The sequence below is a fragment of the Clostridiales bacterium genome (assembly GCA_030016385.1).
Taxonomy (GTDB): Bacteria; Bacillota; Clostridia; order Clostridiales; family Oxobacteraceae; genus JASEJN01.
The window spans coordinates 1-16,084 of sequence record JASEJN010000035.1 but is presented as its reverse complement, the minus strand read 5'-3'; the positions used below and the strand labels follow the sequence as shown (position 1 = coordinate 16,084).

15 protein-coding genes are annotated in these 16,084 nt (G+C 40.3%); 8 read left to right on the top strand and 7 right to left on the bottom strand.

Annotated features, from left to right (window positions below):
• Positions 1–72: 72 nt before the first annotated feature.
• Genes QME45_09320 through QME45_09310 form a run of 3 tightly spaced genes read right to left on the bottom strand, consistent with a single transcriptional unit; the run spans position 73 to position 2,029 of the window.
• Positions 73–1,032 carry a GNAT family N-acetyltransferase gene (locus QME45_09320; protein MDI6618857.1) on the bottom strand — a complete coding sequence of 320 codons (960 nt, stop codon included), beginning with the start codon at positions 1,030–1,032 and terminating at the stop codon, positions 73–75.
• A 46-nt stretch (positions 1,033–1,078) separates the two neighbouring features.
• Positions 1,079–1,570 carry a hypothetical protein gene (locus tag QME45_09315; protein ID MDI6618856.1) on the bottom strand — a complete coding sequence of 164 codons (492 nt, stop codon included), beginning with the start codon at positions 1,568–1,570 and terminating at the stop codon, positions 1,079–1,081.
• 33 nt (positions 1,571–1,603) lie between these two features.
• The gene (locus tag QME45_09310; GenBank protein ID MDI6618855.1) at positions 1,604–2,029 is read right to left on the bottom strand and encodes an NUDIX domain-containing protein; all 426 of its coding nucleotides are present in this window, start codon (positions 2,027–2,029) and stop codon (positions 1,604–1,606) included.
• 569 nt (positions 2,030–2,598) lie between these two features.
• On the opposite strand from QME45_09310, the gene QME45_09305 reads away from it, so the two are divergent.
• On the top strand, positions 2,599–3,441 hold the full coding sequence (locus QME45_09305) for a hypothetical protein (GenBank protein ID MDI6618854.1): 843 nt from the start codon (positions 2,599–2,601) through the stop codon (positions 3,439–3,441).
• A 287-nt stretch (positions 3,442–3,728) separates the two neighbouring features.
• Here QME45_09305 and QME45_09300 read toward each other — a convergent pair whose 3' ends face one another.
• Positions 3,729–4,268 carry an SDR family NAD(P)-dependent oxidoreductase gene (locus QME45_09300; GenBank protein ID MDI6618853.1) on the bottom strand — a complete coding sequence of 180 codons (540 nt, stop codon included), beginning with the start codon at positions 4,266–4,268 and terminating at the stop codon, positions 3,729–3,731.
• Between the two features lie 197 nt (positions 4,269–4,465).
• Here QME45_09300 and QME45_09295 point away from each other — a divergent pair, with 197 nt between their 5' ends.
• Positions 4,466–5,044, top strand: coding sequence for a TetR/AcrR family transcriptional regulator (locus QME45_09295; protein MDI6618852.1), 579 nt, complete (start codon positions 4,466–4,468; stop codon positions 5,042–5,044).
• Positions 5,045–5,173: 129 nt separating this feature from the next.
• Here the strand turns inward: QME45_09295 and QME45_09290 are convergent, their stop codons facing one another.
• Both QME45_09290 and QME45_09285 read right to left on the bottom strand, forming a co-directional pair.
• Positions 5,174–5,392, bottom strand: coding sequence for a hypothetical protein (locus QME45_09290; protein ID MDI6618851.1), 219 nt, complete (start codon positions 5,390–5,392; stop codon positions 5,174–5,176).
• 226 nt (positions 5,393–5,618) lie between these two features.
• Positions 5,619–6,386, bottom strand: coding sequence for an EFR1 family ferrodoxin (locus QME45_09285; protein ID MDI6618850.1), 768 nt, complete (start codon positions 6,384–6,386; stop codon positions 5,619–5,621).
• A 557-nt stretch (positions 6,387–6,943) separates the two neighbouring features.
• On the opposite strand from QME45_09285, the gene QME45_09280 reads away from it, so the two are divergent.
• From QME45_09280 to QME45_09270, 3 genes are all read left to right on the top strand, one after another.
• Complete coding sequence (locus QME45_09280; protein MDI6618849.1) at positions 6,944–7,375, top strand: MarR family transcriptional regulator; 432 nt, start codon at positions 6,944–6,946, stop codon at positions 7,373–7,375.
• Between the two features lie 125 nt (positions 7,376–7,500).
• Complete coding sequence (locus QME45_09275; protein ID MDI6618848.1) at positions 7,501–9,252, top strand: ABC transporter ATP-binding protein; 1,752 nt, start codon at positions 7,501–7,503, stop codon at positions 9,250–9,252.
• 4 nt (positions 9,253–9,256) lie between these two features.
• On the top strand, positions 9,257–11,173 hold the full coding sequence (locus tag QME45_09270) for an ABC transporter ATP-binding protein (protein ID MDI6618847.1): 1,917 nt from the start codon (positions 9,257–9,259) through the stop codon (positions 11,171–11,173).
• Between the two features lie 105 nt (positions 11,174–11,278).
• Here QME45_09270 and QME45_09265 read toward each other — a convergent pair whose 3' ends face one another.
• On the bottom strand, positions 11,279–12,658 hold the full coding sequence (locus tag QME45_09265; protein MDI6618846.1) for an MATE family efflux transporter: 1,380 nt from the start codon (positions 12,656–12,658) through the stop codon (positions 11,279–11,281).
• 347 nt (positions 12,659–13,005) lie between these two features.
• On the opposite strand from QME45_09265, the gene QME45_09260 reads away from it, so the two are divergent.
• From QME45_09260 to QME45_09250, 3 genes are all read left to right on the top strand, one after another.
• Positions 13,006–13,650: a SatD family protein gene (locus tag QME45_09260; GenBank protein ID MDI6618845.1), complete on the top strand. Its 645-nt coding sequence runs from the start codon at positions 13,006–13,008 to the stop codon at positions 13,648–13,650.
• A 177-nt stretch (positions 13,651–13,827) separates the two neighbouring features.
• A complete protein-coding gene (locus QME45_09255; protein MDI6618844.1) occupies positions 13,828–14,694 on the top strand; it encodes a DUF3307 domain-containing protein in 867 nt (288 codons plus the stop codon).
• A gap of 198 nt (positions 14,695–14,892) precedes the next feature.
• Positions 14,893–15,957, top strand: coding sequence for a uroporphyrinogen decarboxylase family protein (locus QME45_09250; protein MDI6618843.1), 1,065 nt, complete (start codon positions 14,893–14,895; stop codon positions 15,955–15,957).
• Positions 15,958–16,084: the final 127 nt, after the last annotated feature.

Here is a 16,084-nt window from a genome sequence, read left to right as displayed (position 1 = left end):
CCTTGCTTCTATTTATTGCTTCGATTGGTAATATGAGCTTATGACTGATTTCAAATTGCAAATCGAAGTTATTTATTGATTATTACATTCATCTGAAAGCAAAAGTTCAAATTCAATTTCATGACGGATTGGAAGATTAAAATCACCCTTAAGTGGAATTTCAGGCTTCAGCCTTCTTGAAACATCCAACGCGTTTCGATACAGACGGGCCATATCAAAGCCCCGCTTCTGGTAAAAAAGGATGGCGCGGATGTTATCATTGGTCGTGATCAATTTGACCCTTTTGCATCTTTTGCTTTCCGCCATCCGGATAACACAATTAAGCAGAGCGGTGCCGATGCCATGGTTCTCCTCAATGCTGTCGAGGGACATGATTTCACATTCGCCATCCGAAATCCGATATGTGACAAGACCCACAATTAATTTTTTCTCACTGGCGATAAAACCGTCCAATGTAGTCATATCAACTACCTGTCCTCTGACAACCATATTGACAGACAGCCAGTGCTTCTTTATAAAATCATTTACAGCCTGCCGATCTTCAGCTTCTATTTCCCGGATTTTCGGAAATTTCCATTTCATATCACTCTTTTTCTCAAAGTACCCGGGCCGGTTGAAATAAACGATCTCCAGTTCTATTCCTTCAAAATCCTTAAAGAAAAAGGCATAGTAATCCGCGCAGTACTCCGGATACTCCTGCGGCTTATGTACGATCTGCGCGCCGATTTTTAAAATTTTCCGGTAAAGTCTATCAACATCCGCTCGCGAATCGGCGGCAAAAGCAAGATGATGTAGAGCCCCCGGTTTCCTTCTGTTTATTTTATCTTCCGCAAAAGCGGAACGCGGGCTCACAAGCCCAATGGAAAAATTGCGATGATTGTATTCGATGATTTGATACTCATGTTCGGGAACCATATCAATTTCTTTGTTTTTAATATCAAACCCCAAAAGCGGCAGCAGCATATCATAGAACCTTTCGGCCCGTTTCAGGTTAGATACCGTAATATGGATATGGTCAATGACTGGTTGCATAGAAAATCCCCCTTTCCCTTGTTGATTGGTCCGTTTCATTGAAAATCTATCTTTGTTTACTACACTGCTGCTTAAGCTCCAGAAATCGCCGGATGCTGTCCGCCTTTTCAATTCGGCCCAGCTTCCGGTAAGCCTCGCACTCATATTCGAGGGGCAAAACCGGAATCTCTACGCCCATGTAAAGCACCTTTTTCAACATGGCATTTACATCGACCGGCTCTTCCCAGCCTCCATCCGGCAATCTTTTCTGAACCGCCCCCATTATTTCAACCTTGACTCCATGAATATTCAATTCGCCAAAATGGGACCGGATGGCAGCAGATGTTGAAAAACATACCGGTTTTACGATAAATTCCCTCAAAAGCCCCGCTACGGCATAGGCACTTTTATCATCCGTCTGAATATCAATATCGTGAACAGGCATACTCATGCCTTGAATAACAAAACTAGCACTTCCGGTCAGAGCCCAGACCAATTTTCTCCCTTTCATCTGTTCTGTCAGAAGCATTATAACTTCCTGTTGTTCATGGCTAATCATGTTTAAACAGCCTCCGATTTAAAATATTCCTTCCTAACCTACGATCGCCTTTACCTTGTCCATCAATGTGGGCTGAATTTGCGGATATGTCAATTCGGAGGGCATATCATAAAAAAGTTTTATTTTTTCAATTTCAAACTCCGGTAGCGGCCCCAGTACATGGACATCTGCAAAAAACAGCTTACCAAACGTTTTATTATGTATTGGAGCGGCACCGTTTTCCTCGACCGAATAGACACAGATGGGCATTATAGAATAGTCGGTGGCTCCCGTCTCTTCAAACAGTTCTCTTCTGGCGGTGGTCAGAATATCTTCATTTGGCTCCCGATGTCCGCCGGGAATTTCAAAAGTATCCCTCTGTCTGTGCTTGCAAAATATCCACCGGCCCTGATATTTAGACGCGATTACCGCAAATTTAAGCAAACGGTCATCAACTGTTTCATAAAATTTCACTTCAATCAAAATGAATTCCCCCGTCAAATAATCTTAGTTTCACGTTCTGTATTGTTCTATATAAAAATAAGAGATGCTTTATCTGTTGTTTTACGGTCAAATACAATTATATCTTGCTTCTTTTTCTACTTAAATTATGACATAATTTAAGTAAATTACAATAGATACAATTTATCTCCCTATCTATCTTCGATTCGCAATATGAAATCAGGCATAAATAAGATTATGTTATTTTGAGCAACGAATGAGCATTATGAAAGTTTTGATAAGTTCTTGGCTTTGCTGCTGCAAAGAATCCTTAGAGCTTTTGATTGTCTGAGTGAAACGAGTTTCAAAAGCTCTTGGATTCTTAAGGCTGCTGGCCTTAGAACTTACAAAACTTGAATCTGGCGAATGAGTGTTCAAAATAACATAAGCTCATATTACGAATTGAAGCCTATCTATAAATGTCGGAGTATTCTTGCAATAATTATGATAGAATAGAGATGTTCCTCTTGCTATCCTTGTTTTATAACTAATAGAAAGAGGTATTATCAATAAATATTAATATGAAGGGGGAATAGATTTTGGTAAAAATGTTTCCGCGCACTAAAGTAGCCGGCTTGTCACTGTCAAGAATGGTAATAGGCACCAATTGGATACTGGGGTATAGTCATACCAGTTCTGCCGCCGACAATATGATAAGAATGCGAAATAGCACTACAGACGCCATAGCAAGTATGCTTGAGATATTTTTGAGCTCAGGAGTTGACACAATCATGGGACCCTTTGCAGGGAATCAACACCTGATCGATGCCGTTAAGGAAGCAGAAGACCGCACAGGAAAGGGCATGATAATTGTCGACACTCCAATAATTAATGTAGATGATGATACGGCATCACGCAAAGAAGCAGAAAAAACCATCGCTTTGAGCAAGAAGAATGGAGCTTCTTTATGCCTGATTCATCATTCTTCCGTCGAACAACTGGTCAACAAGAACAGGAAAACCATAGACAGACTGCCCGACTATTTAAAGATGATAAGGGATCATGACATGATACCTGGACTGTCCTGCCATATGCCTGAACTCGTCATTTACTCGGATCTTAATGGATATGATGTACAAACTTATATACAGATATATAACTGCATGGGCTTTTTAATGCAGGTTGAAGTGGAATATATACACAAAGTCATATGGAACGCAAAGAAACCGGTCATGACCATCAAGCCTATGGCTGCAGGAAGAACAAGTCCTTTTGTAGGGCTTACATTTGTCTGGAATACCATTCGCCCATGCGACATGGTTACCGTAGGCTGTCTGACACCTGAAGAAGCCACTGAGGATATTGAAATCTCATTTGCCGCACTGGAAGGGCGTCCTCCTGAACTTGAAGGACGAAACAGTCCGAACAGGACCGAAATTATAAAGGATTAAACCTCTATTACTAATTTTAAATTCCTCTAAAGTTTTTACAAGGTATGTAATCTGCTCATAAGATGTAGGTTACATACCTTCTTTTAATTATCCATTTGCAATTTGGTTTTCCATAGAATCCATTATAAATAGATATTATATCAGTATTCTTGTAGCTGACTCTTCTTTGTTCTTTCCGGTCGTCCTCATATAGGACTGATGCTCTTTTGGCCCTCGTATCCCTCAGCTTCATCACTGTGGACTTTGGTTGCCCGCCACCAGCAATACAGCCGCCATCTTCACGCTAATCACATTGCAGAAAATTTCACGACTAAGGTATGTGGCAAATTTTTTGCCAGTAAGTGGTAAAACTTATAAAAAGCGCCCTGTGTATAGGAAGCCCGTCCCTTCCTTGCTGCTGCCAGCGACCTTGATGCAAGTTTTTTAACGTTCACTTCCGGTAGGAAATTAGACACATCAGTATGTCTTGTGTTTCTTGCACCGGCGTTCATTTCAGTATTCATCCAACCGAGATGGACCGCGCAAACATTGATACCGCGTGACTTCAATTCCTGCCGCAAACCTATGCAGAAAGACTTCAGATAAGCCTTTGTTGCACTATAGACATTTAAATGTGGGTTCGGCGCGAACGCTGAAACTGAACAGGTTTCCATAATGATGCTGCCTTTTTTCATATAGGGCAGGCAAAGATGGGTCACTGCTGTAGCGCCTTTAACATTCAAATCGCACATATCTAATTGGCCCTTTAGCCCAGCTTCATCGAAATTGCCGCGTTTGACAACACCGGCATTGCTGATGAGCAGTTTGATATCGGGTTTGGTTTCCATAAGAATTTTACCAAATATTTAGTAACTCTCATCCTTTGAGAGGTCAAGTCCAATAGTTTTACACTAACGAACAATATTAGACGCTTGCAAACTTTCATACTTTATGATAGACTAAAATGCAAAAGTTATCAAGTATCAAAAATATGCTTTTGTCCAAATTTGGACGAAATAATGAAATTCGAAAAAGGGGTATATCTATGAAATACGATCTTACAAAAAAAGCAACCAGGGGAGCGGAACGGACCTTGGATGCATTTTCCGGTACGATGTTTGAACTGCTCTCGACAAAGCCTTTTGAGGAAATCACGGTAAACGAGCTTTGTGAGAAAAGCAATTACCCTCGCGCTACGTTTTACAATTATTTTGACGATAAGTATGATTTGCTGAATTATTGCTGGTATACCATCGGCAAACATATTCATCTTGAGCAATATGCAGAGCTTGACCCGGAGGAAAGCCTGTATATATTTTTCGACCGCGCGTATGATTTTGCATCCACTTATCTGGTAAGCATCCAACGCATTCTTAAATTCAACTCCACGAGAACTTTCCTGTTGAATCATTTCCGAGGCTATCTGGATAACCAAATGCGGGAAATTTTTCGGCAGTCTTCCTGCAAGGAACACTACAAAATTCCCTATGAGATTATCGCAGACCATTACAGCAATACTGTCTTTCTCATATTGGAATGGAGCTTTTTGAGAGGGAATAACTGCTCCAAGGCTCAGGCACACGAGTACCTCAAATATCTTTTAGGTGCGTTGCAAAAACATTGATGGAAGACCACAAGAATCAAGTCAAAGACCCTCTATGGGAAACATTGCCCCCGTAGAGGGTCTTTGACAAACTGGGGAGTGGAGAGACTTCTCTCCTAATAAGATGAATCCGTCCTGGCTGGGCCGAAACTATGCCAGCCCAATAATCAGGGCAACCACACCCACCACCATGGTAATGATGTTCAGAACTTTCTTCGGGGAGAAGACGCCGATCAGGCCCAGTACGATGGCCACGATACCCAGGAAGACGGGTTGCCAGAAGAAGGCGATGACGCCCAGAATCAGGCCAATCCAACCCAGAATATTGCCGGCTTTGCCGCTTGTGGTGCTCTTTGTAGTTTCCGTCATTTTCTTTTCCTCCTTTCCCTATTGACCTTGTCCCTGCCGGGATAGAGGGTCGGCATGTCTTTAATGTTATTCAGAAAATCCATAATATTAATTGCAAACACATGTAAACATATTTATATGTGTTAAATCTATGATATGCCCTCTTTCAAAGATATACAAGTGACAAAAAATCAGTTTTGTCCAATATTGAACAAAATGAAAATACTGTATCAATGACATATTCTTTTTATATCTTTACATTCGGATTGACATACTGACCATGTTTTTTGGTTTTCCTTCCATATTGGATTGCAAACTTCGGACAGCGGTGCAGGCACCCAAGACAGAGCGTACACTTTTCCTTGACCCATACCGGCTTGCCCCCTTGCATCTCAATCGCCTCAACCGGGCATTTTCTTGCACAAAGCCCACATCCGATACAGCTGTCCCCAACCGTAAAATGCTTTGTTTTCCGTTGTTTCTCATACTGCGGGTAAAACAATTTAACCGCAAACATGGGTACCTTTCGGCAACTGAAATCTCCGAAGAATTCCCACTTGATCTTCTCGATCGCTTCATCGATCTGCATCTCAGCGTTATGATTGATTTTCTCTATTTTTTCCTTGTCGGTAAGATCAAAAATTGGTGTCCACGTATCGGGCATCTGCACACTAAACATACCATCCAAAGATAAACCTCTTTTTTTCAAAATCTCGTCGACCATGCGACCGGCTTGTCCGGTTGTTGTTCCGAATGTTGCTACATGATAGATATAGGAATGGTGTGAATCCGGAATCTTAAGTTCCAGTTTTTCAAGAAATTCACCTACAATGGTTGGTAATCCCCAGAAATAGGTCGGGGTAACGAATCCAATTTTTTCTTTATCCTTTACCACAAATGTGAACTGCTGATTTTTAACGCAGTCTGCAATGGCGATTGGTTCTTCTTTTGTCTCTGCCGCAATTTTCAAAGCGACATACTTGCTGTTTCCTGTCGCTGAAAAATAAAAGATCATGATCTTAACCTCCTTTATCTATCATCCGAATCATCTTTGTAATTAATTTTGTAAATAATTTTCATTCGAATAATTTCAGACAGTTGCAAACTTCTATACCTTATGATAAATTGAAATGCAAATGATAGCAAGAATCAAATAAAAGCTTTTGTTCAAGCTTAGACAAAAACTTGAAATCTGTAAAAAAGGTATTCTATAAAATATGATATTACAAAAAAATAACCAGAGGAGCGGACATTAGACGCTTTTTCCGGTACTATGTTTAGGCTTCTCTCGACGAAACCCTCTGAGATTGTAGCAGACCACTATTGCAATATAATTCTTCTCATTTTAGAATGGAAATTTTTGAAGGGCAATGACTGCTCTAAGGCTCAGGCACATAAATATCTGAAATATCTTTTAGATGCGGGGACAATTCATCAAATAATTATCTAAAATTGATTGTATATCACCATATTATTTTAGTAAATATCTATTTACAAAACAAATGTAACACATTATAATGTTGTATGTCATACAGTTTGACATACAACATTATGAAAAGGAGGGCTTATTGCGTGCATAAAAAAATAATAGGTGGAGAAATCCGTAGTCTTTCAAACCTGCTAAGGCGTCATGTGGAAAACTCGGCCACTTTTCAATATGCAAAGAGTGTTACAGGGGCAAACGGCTGGATTATCGCATATATTGCGGATAACCCGGACAAGGATGTTTTTCAAAAGGATTTGGAAGAAAAATTTTCCACAACAAGATCCACCATATCCAAGGTAATTAAACTAATGGAGCAAAAAGGGCTGATTGAGCGGCACGGTGTTTCAGATGATGCGCGGTTAAAAAAACTTGTACTTACTCCAAAGGCTTTAGCTCTGCACCAGGAAATAATGAATGACATTAAAAATACGGAAGCTATCCTTTTGAACGGTTTTACGCAGGAGGAAATTGATAATCTATCCTCATATATTGAAAGAATGAAAAATAATTTAAAATAATCACCATGCCGATATAAAAGATCGACTTTATTTTTGAAATAATTGTTTGACGTCAAACATCGTTTCCATCTGAAACAGTTTCTTTTGGAAACATTTTTAGGATTTATGACTGGGGGGAAATATGAATGATTAAACGACTGGCAAGCTGCGTAAGGCAGTATAAAAAAGATTCAATACTTGCGCCTACTTATGTTACAATGGAAGTCATTATGGAAGTAGTTATTCCGCTTTTTATGGCGAGATTGATTGATAAAGGCATTGATGGCGGCAATATGCCATATATCATAGAGATTGGTGTTGCATTATTGATAGCTGCATTTATTTCTTTGTTCTTCGGTGCACTGGCAGGACGCAGTGCGGCAATTGCATCCTCCGGATTTGCAAAGAATCTTCGCCATGACATGTATTATAATGTACAGAACTTTTCGTTTTCAAATATTGATAAGTTTTCAACAGGAAGCATTATAACCCGTTTGACAACCGATGTTACCAATGTGCAGATGGCTTATCAGATGACTATCCGCATGGCATTCCGTGCGCCGCTTATGTTGGCTTTTTCCTTGATAGCCTCATTCAGCATCGACGCAAAGCTTACTCTTATTTTTGTTGCGTTCGTACCGCTCCTTGGGACCGGTCTGTATCTGATTGTAAGGCATGTACATCCGATTTTTCAGAGGGTATTTAAAACATATGACAAGCTTAACAATGTTGTCGAAGAAAATCTTCATGGCATCCGTGTCGTAAAGTCCTTTATCCGCGAGGACCATGAAAATAAAAAGTTTGCCGATATTTCCAAAGACATCTATACCGGTTTTTCAAGAGCAGAAAAGACAATTGCATTCAATATGCCTTTGATGCAGTTCAGCACTTATGCCTGCGTGCTTTTGATTTCGTGGTTCGGGGCAAGGGTTATTGTGGCATGCGGCGGCAACCCTCAAAACGGGCTGAGTACAGGAGAGCTAATGAGCCTTCTTGCCTATACGATGCAGATTTTGGGAAGCCTTATGGGACTTTCAATGGTGTTTGTAATGATTATAATATCGAGGGCATCTGCTGAAAGAATTGTAGAACTGATGGATGAGGAAAGCGATTTAAAAAATTGTGACGCTCCTGTGTATGCCGTTCAAAATGGTGATATTTGCTTTGAAAACGTGGATTTCAGCTATGTGAGAAATGTGGAAAAGCTGGTCTTAAACGGCATCAACCTTAAAATAAAATCAGGCGAAACCATAGGCATTCTTGGCGGAACTGGTTCTTCAAAAACAAGCCTTGTGCAGCTGATACCCCGGTTATATGATGTTACAGCGGGCCGTGTAACTGTCGGCGGCGTCGATGTCCGTAAATATGACATTGAGACTCTCCGAAACCAGGTGGCAATGGTGCTTCAAAAAAATGTGCTGTTCTCTGGTACCATCAAAGAAAACCTCCGCTGGGGCGATGCAAATGCAACCGATGAAGGCCTGGTACGTGCATGCAAACTGGCGCAGGCGGATGATTTCATCCAGGCCTTCCCTGACAAGTATGATACCTATATAGAGCAAGGAGGTACCAATGTTTCAGGCGGACAGAAACAGCGTTTGTGCATTGCAAGGGCACTTTTGAAGAAGCCTAAAATACTGATTCTGGATGATTCAACCAGTGCGGTTGATACCAAAACAGATGCGCTTATACGCCGTGCTTTCCATGACGAGATTCCGGATACGACAAAATTGATTATTGCGCAGCGTGTTGCTTCCGTCCAGGATGCCGATAAAATTATTGTAATGGATGATGGAAAAGTCAGCGCAGTCGGCACACATGAAGAACTGCTGAAGAGCAGCTCCATTTACAGGGAAGTCTATGAATCACAGGTAAAAGGGGGTAAGGAAAATGAATAGACCTATGGGCCCCGGCCGCAATATGCATGGAATTGCACCAAGAGGTAAAATGAACCCGGGCACGGTAAAACGGCTACTTTCTTATCTGAAGCAGTACAGATTGTATTTTATTTTTGTTATTGTCTGCATTTTGGTCAGTTCCGTTACGGGTGCGGTTTCCTCGCTGTTTTTGCAAAAACTGATAGATGAATTTATTTCCCCGCTTCTGCTTCAAGCGGTACCTGATTTTTCAGGTTTGCTGAGAGCTATAATATTGATGGGTGGCATTTTTCTTATTGGTGTCCTGGCAACATTGTTTTACAACAGGACAATGGTTGTTATTGCGCAGGGTGTACAGAAAAAAATACGTGATCAAATGTTTTCTCATATGCAGACCTTGCCTATAAAATATTTTGATACCCACACTCATGGCGATATCATGAGCCATTATACAAATGATATCGATACGCTCCGCCAAATGATTTCGATGAGCATTCCGCAGGTGATTTCTTCTATATTTACTATAGTTGCAGTATTTTTTGCAATGCTATATATCAGCGTATGGCTCAGCCTCTTTGTTATTGTTTTCATCTATGTTATATCGAAAGTCACCCGCAAAATCACAGGGAAAAGCGGAATCTATTTTGTGAAACAGCAGGAATCAATTGGCGACATAAACGGCTATATCGAGGAAATGATTAACGGCCAGAAGGTTGTAAAGGTATTCTGCCATGAAGAAAAGGCGGAAGAAACATTTGACAAGAAAAATGATGAGCTTTGCACCAACGCGACCGAGGCTAATAAATATGCCAACATACTGATGCCTGTCATGAACAACCTCGGATATGTTTTGTATGTATTGATTGCGGTTGCAGGCGGTGCAATGGGCATTGCCAAAGTTACCAATATAAGCCTGACAGGCGCAGATGTTATGTCGCTTGGTATGATTGCTTCATTCCTGCAATTGTCCAGAAGCTTTGTGATGCCGATTGGACAGGTATCTCAGCAGATAAATTCCGTCATTATGGCACTTGCGGGGGCAGATAGAGTCTTTAAACTATTGGATGAGAAAAGTGAAACCGATGGAGGTTATGTCACCCTTGTCAATGCAAAAAAGGAAAACGGCGTTTTGGTTGAAACCGGGGAGCGTACGGAATTATGGGCGTGGAAGCATCCTCACGGCGACTCCACGGTAACATTAACTGAACTAAAGGGCGAGATTCAATTTTATAATGTGGACTTCGGATATGAGGAAAACAAGATTGTACTGCATAATATTACTTTGCATGCAAAGCCCGGACAAAAGGTCGCATTAGTTGGCGCAACAGGCGCGGGGAAAACCACTATTACCAATTTGCTTAACCGCTTCTATGACATTACGGACGGCAAAATCCGCTATGACGGTATAAATATAAATAAAATTAAAAAGAGCGACTTGAGACGGTCTCTTGGTATAGTCCTGCAGGATGTCAACCTGTTTACAGGAACCGTCATGGAGAATATACGTTACGGCAGGCTGGACGCAACCGATGAAGAATGCATTGCGGCAGCCAAACTTGCAAATGCGGACAGTTTTATAAGGATGCTGCCAAAGGGTTATCAGACCATTCTTTCAGGCGACGGCAGCGGCCTGTCGCAGGGCCAAAGACAGTTGATTTCCATCGCCCGCGCCGCCGTGGCCGACCCTCCTGTTATGATTTTGGATGAGGCGACATCCTCGATTGATACCCGTACGGAGGCCCTTGTACAGCGCGGCATGGATTCCATTATGAGGAGCAGGACCGTATTTGTCATTGCCCATCGCCTTTCAACTGTGCAAAATTCGGATGTTATAATGGTTCTTGAAAACGGCCGAATTATTGAAAAGGGTGACCATAAAGAACTGATTGCCCAGAGAGGGAAGTATTATCAGTTGTATACAGGCGCTTTTGAATTGGAATAAACCATCAACTTTGTTCTGTTATATGTAGTGTTAAAGAAGTAAATAAAGAGGTAAGCCGCGAAATGTATGGCTTGCCTTTTTTTACGTCCATATATTTTCCAAGAATCAAGCGCTGACAGTTTTAGCAGGTTCTCTTGTAAGTTTTTTAATCCAATTAAAGCGGTTTACTTTTACAACTGCCACGGCGCATTTAAGTATCTGATCACTTTTAAGGCAGGCAAATACAATCAAAGGCGAGGCATGAAATACAGTCTGTGCTATCAAGGCCGATGGAATAACTATAAACCAGACAAATATAAAATCATTTACAAGTACAAAGTAAATGGCGCCTCCTGCACGGACAATGCCTGTCAACGTTGACATCTGGTAAGAGGTACCCACCATCGTAATGGACAGCACTATTAAAAACTGTGTTGCCATGGTAATGGTATCTGCTGATAAGTTTCCCGACAAATTATAAAAATGCAGTATGAGGCCTTTCAGTGCAAATAAAGCAGAACCGGAAATTATTCCCATAATCAAGAACAGTATCTGCAGTTTTTTTGCATACTCCTTTACTCTTTCATAATCCCCTGAACCAACGGTTTTTCCGATAATTATTGCGGATGCTCCCGCTGTTCCATATACGGCAACACCCATAATGGAGAAAACATTATTGGTAATGCTGACTGAAGCCATGGCAGTCTCCCCAAGCCTGCCTATAATGAGGCCCTGCACTGCCAGGTTGATTCCCCAGAGTATATCTCCCAGTATTACGGGAGAGCCGTACTTGAAGAAGTCCTTTACAAAAACAGCGTTTGATTTGAACAAGTCTTTAAACCTGAGAAGCAGCCTGTCATCTATGAATCTCACATAGACAACCATTATAATGGTTTCAATTATACGGGCTATTAATGTTGAAATAGCCGAGCCGGCTACGCCAAGAGCCGGTGCTCCAAGGTGGCCGTAGATGAATACCCAGTTGAAGAATAGATTAACGAAAAATGTAATAATGGTTATGTTCATTCCGATTTTTACTCTTTCCACACTGCGCATGGAAGAGATCAGAACCTGTGTAATGCAGAAGAAAACATATGTATAGCGGATTACATACGTAAACTTAAGGCCTTCATTCAGTACACCTTGATCATTTGTAAAGATGCCGAGTATCTGTGCGGGAAAAAACAATGATGCAATAAAGAATACAAGCCCTGCTCCTACACTGAACTTGAGGGCCAGAACAGTGATGCTTTTAATACTTTCCGTATCCTTTTTCCCCCAGTATTGAGAGGCTAAAATTGTAATAGCAGCCCCCAGGCCGATTACCAGCATTTGCAGTATGTTCTGCAGCTGACTGGCAGCGTATGTCCCTGCCAGAGGACGGTCTCCAAGGACGCCTACCATATAATTATCTGTAAAACCTACCAAATATGTAATGACGTTCTGTAAAGCTATAGGAATCATAAGCTGTATAACTCTTTTGTACAAACCTTTACTTGATGACATTTGCATTAAGCTGCTCCTTTTTTATGTATATATACGCAATGAGCATATCATTTAAGACTTTGTTTTGTCAATGCATACATTTTTTAGTTGTCTTTGCTGCGGTAATGCTCAAACGCAGGGTGAGAAGGCAGAAATAATATGAAAAGTTCATGTTGCAGTTTATCAATGAGTTAACAGTGCTATAATGTCGTGAACTGTACCTTCACCTTGTATCACAATAAAAAAATATTCATCAGCCTTACCATCTTTACAAATTCAAGATAATGATGTTAAATTTTATTATAAAGGAATACTTTTTTGAAGACAAATAACAGCCCGCAGTTTTATGATAAAGAGGGGAATTATAGATGGACTATTGTGCTATAATAGGCGATATTGTTAAGTCAAGAGAGCTTGGCAATCGTGTTGAGGTACAGAAGCAATTCGTTGGTGTAGTTGAGCATATGGTAAATGACAAATATAAGGAGTATATTGCATCAAGGTTTACTGTTACCCTTGGTGACGAGTTTCAGGGGCTGCTGTATGGAAAGTATTCTTATTTGAGCTGCGAGATAATAAAATTTATTTCGCAGAACATGAAGCCGGTTAAGCTTGTATATGGCGTAGGCATTGGAGGAATGGATATACAGCCGGATTATAGTATTGCAATAAGGTCTGACGGACCGGCATATCATAATGCCCGCAGTATGGTGATGCGTGCCAAGGAGAAAAAGCCGTCCATTTGTTTTTGTACAGGCTCCGCTGAAGATGAATTGATAAATTCATTGATTTATCTTATGGAGGTATATAAAGATAAAATGACTCCAAAGCAGAACCAGGCTATTGAGCTATATAATAAGAAAAAATCTCAGTGTGCCGTGGCTGACGAGCTGAAAGTGACTCAGGGATCGGTTAGCAGGTTATTAAATAATGCAGGTTATTATGAAATAAAATATGCAGAAAAGAATATTGTTGATTTTCTTAAGCGGAAATATGGTGGACACAATGCTTGATGAAATTATAAGCAGACATTATAAAAAATGATACACTCCATAATGCATACTCATGAAATATGCACTGTATAGTACATACTTATGAAATATGCATTGTACAATACATAAACATAAAATATACGCCTTAAATGCATTATAGCAGATGAATATTTTATGAAGAAACTGGTGAGGTTTTATATGTACAACAAAATGATAATAAATCTATTTATATTAAGCCATGTGCTTAATGACTTTTATATTCAGAATGATGTTATGAGCAGGCTGAAGAGAAAAGATTCCAAAATACTTTTAAAACATTCCCTGATGTTCCTTGCTTCTGTTTTTGTACTGACTCTTCCTCTTATCGGCGGCTATATGGTTTTATGTATCCTTATACTATCCATTTCACATTTTATAATAGACTATTTAAAAATAAATTGTGAAAAAAAGTTTAAATGTGAGCTGCAAATAGTATTTTTTATAATTGACCAGATTTTACATATAGCATTTATATTTGTATTGAATCCCCTGTATAAAAGGGTAACACTTAACTTGGCAGGACAAAAAGCGGCTGTATGGCTGCACCTTACATATCCCGAATTGGAACATGCTCAATATGGCAATTTTACCTCCACCATTTTATTTATCTCATGCATGCTTTTTCTAATAAATGGTGGGACTGTCGCAGTAAAGCTTTTTTTAAATTTACCGGAACAGCTTAAAGACAGCCAGGCTGATAAAAGAAGCATGCAGAGTACTCATACGGCCAAAATACCGGCAAACGAGACGATACAGGAGACGGCAGCTGCCAATGAAGATCGGAATAAATCGCCGTATAAATATGGAGAAGCCATAGGAATACTTGAGAGGATAATTATTTTCCTGTTTGTTATAAGTTCTCATTATGAAAGCATAGCATTCGTGATTGCAGCCAAATCTATAGCCAGGTTCAGGCAGTTTAGGAGCAATGATTTCAGTGATTATTATCTTGTCGGGACCCTCTCGAGCTCTTTAATAGCGATAATTTTAGGGGAATTATTCAAATTATATTGTAAAATGCCATAGAGATGATAATACATATAAAAAATATGCGTAGATGTGGGACAGTTCATTCATCTTTCACATATCATTGTTCGGAATTTAGGTATATATAAATCCGATAGATAGGCCACTGGGGTATATGTCAATGCCATAATGTTGTGAACCGTCCCTTCATTTCTTTGTATGAAATCTTGAAAATAAAATATATGGAGGTTACTACATATGAATAAAAGAGACAACCTTATTTCGTTATACAGGAGGCAGGGTTACAGTGAGGTCCCTGTAGAGTTTAATTTGTGCCCATCATTGTATGAAACTTTTAAGGAGAGGACAGGCCGGACTGACTATGCTGAGTATTTTGGATTTTCGTCAAGAACGGTTGACGATTTAAGACTTCCCGATGTGGATACTGAAAAATTCCGAAGTTATTATGATTATGAGCTGCTGCCTGGGACAACCTTTGATGTATGGGGAGTGGCTTATGAACCCGGAAGCGAAACTTCAAAACATATGACAAGGATGAGACATCCCCTGGCGAACATCGACAGCCTGAGCCGGCTTGAAGAATATCCTTTCCCCGATTACAGCATGGCAAGCGGAGAACACCAGAAGAAACAGGTGGAGGACATACATGCCATGGGATTGGCAGCCGTAGGGGGCATGGAATGTACAATATGGGAAACAAGCTGGTATATGAGAAGCATGGAAGAGCTCATGATGGATATGATGATGGAGGACGAAAAGGCCGAATATCTTCTTGACAGGGTAACAGAGGCTGCTTGTATAAGAGGGACTGCTTATGCCAGGTCCGGTGTGGATATAATAAAGCTTGGCGACGATATAGGCATGCAGAAAACCATTATGATGAGCAAAGAAATGTATCGGACCTGGCTTAAGCCGAGATTGAAAAAGGTCATAGATGCAATAAGGAAAGAAAAACAGGATGTGATTATAATATACCATTCCTGTGGATATGTGAAACCTTTTATAAATGATTTGATTGATGCAGGTATTGATGTGTTGAATCCGGTTCAGCCTGAATGTATGGATTTTAAGGAGATACATGAGGAATTCGGCAACAGGCTTTCCTTCAATGGTACTATAGGGACCCAGACAATCATGCCCTTTGGCACTCCTGAAGAGATTAGAGATACAGTCTATAAAAACCTTGAAATAGCAGGGGATAAAGGCGGATTGTGCTGCACTCCGACGCATATGCTTGAACCTGAGGTGCCTTGGGAGAACATACTGGCTTATGTAGATGCTTGCAAAAGCTTTAGAAAATAAAAAAACTTCTTTTAATTTATAAAATGGTTTTAAATAAAACGAGCTTGTAAACAATTTTAATGAACTGATCCCTGTTTGTTGCAAAATAAAATAGGACAAAGTTGCAGAAGAAATTCCCCACTTTTGC

Coding starts and splice junctions, on each gene's coding strand:
- QME45_09295 (MDI6618852.1), top strand. CDS start 4,466: ATGAAATACGATCTTACAAAAAAAGCAACCAGGGGAGCGGAACGGACC.
- QME45_09305 (MDI6618854.1), top strand. CDS start 2,599: ATGTTTCCGCGCACTAAAGTAGCCGGCTTGTCACTGTCAAGAATGGTA.
- QME45_09285 (MDI6618850.1), bottom strand. CDS start 6,386: ATGATCTTTTATTTTTCAGCGACAGGAAACAGCAAGTATGTCGCTTTG.
- QME45_09275 (MDI6618848.1), top strand. CDS start 7,501: ATGATTAAACGACTGGCAAGCTGCGTAAGGCAGTATAAAAAAGATTCA.
- QME45_09320 (MDI6618857.1), bottom strand. CDS start 1,032: ATGCAACCAGTCATTGACCATATCCATATTACGGTATCTAACCTGAAA.
- QME45_09300 (MDI6618853.1), bottom strand. CDS start 4,268: ATGGAAACCAAACCCGATATCAAACTGCTCATCAGCAATGCCGGTGTT.
- QME45_09255 (MDI6618844.1), top strand. CDS start 13,828: ATGTACAACAAAATGATAATAAATCTATTTATATTAAGCCATGTGCTT.
- QME45_09265 (MDI6618846.1), bottom strand. CDS start 12,658: ATGTCATCAAGTAAAGGTTTGTACAAAAGAGTTATACAGCTTATGATT.
- QME45_09270 (MDI6618847.1), top strand. CDS start 9,257: ATGGGCCCCGGCCGCAATATGCATGGAATTGCACCAAGAGGTAAAATG.
- QME45_09290 (MDI6618851.1), bottom strand. CDS start 5,392: ATGACGGAAACTACAAAGAGCACCACAAGCGGCAAAGCCGGCAATATT.
- QME45_09315 (MDI6618856.1), bottom strand. CDS start 1,570: ATGATTAGCCATGAACAACAGGAAGTTATAATGCTTCTGACAGAACAG.
- QME45_09260 (MDI6618845.1), top strand. CDS start 13,006: ATGGACTATTGTGCTATAATAGGCGATATTGTTAAGTCAAGAGAGCTT.
- QME45_09250 (MDI6618843.1), top strand. CDS start 14,893: ATGAATAAAAGAGACAACCTTATTTCGTTATACAGGAGGCAGGGTTAC.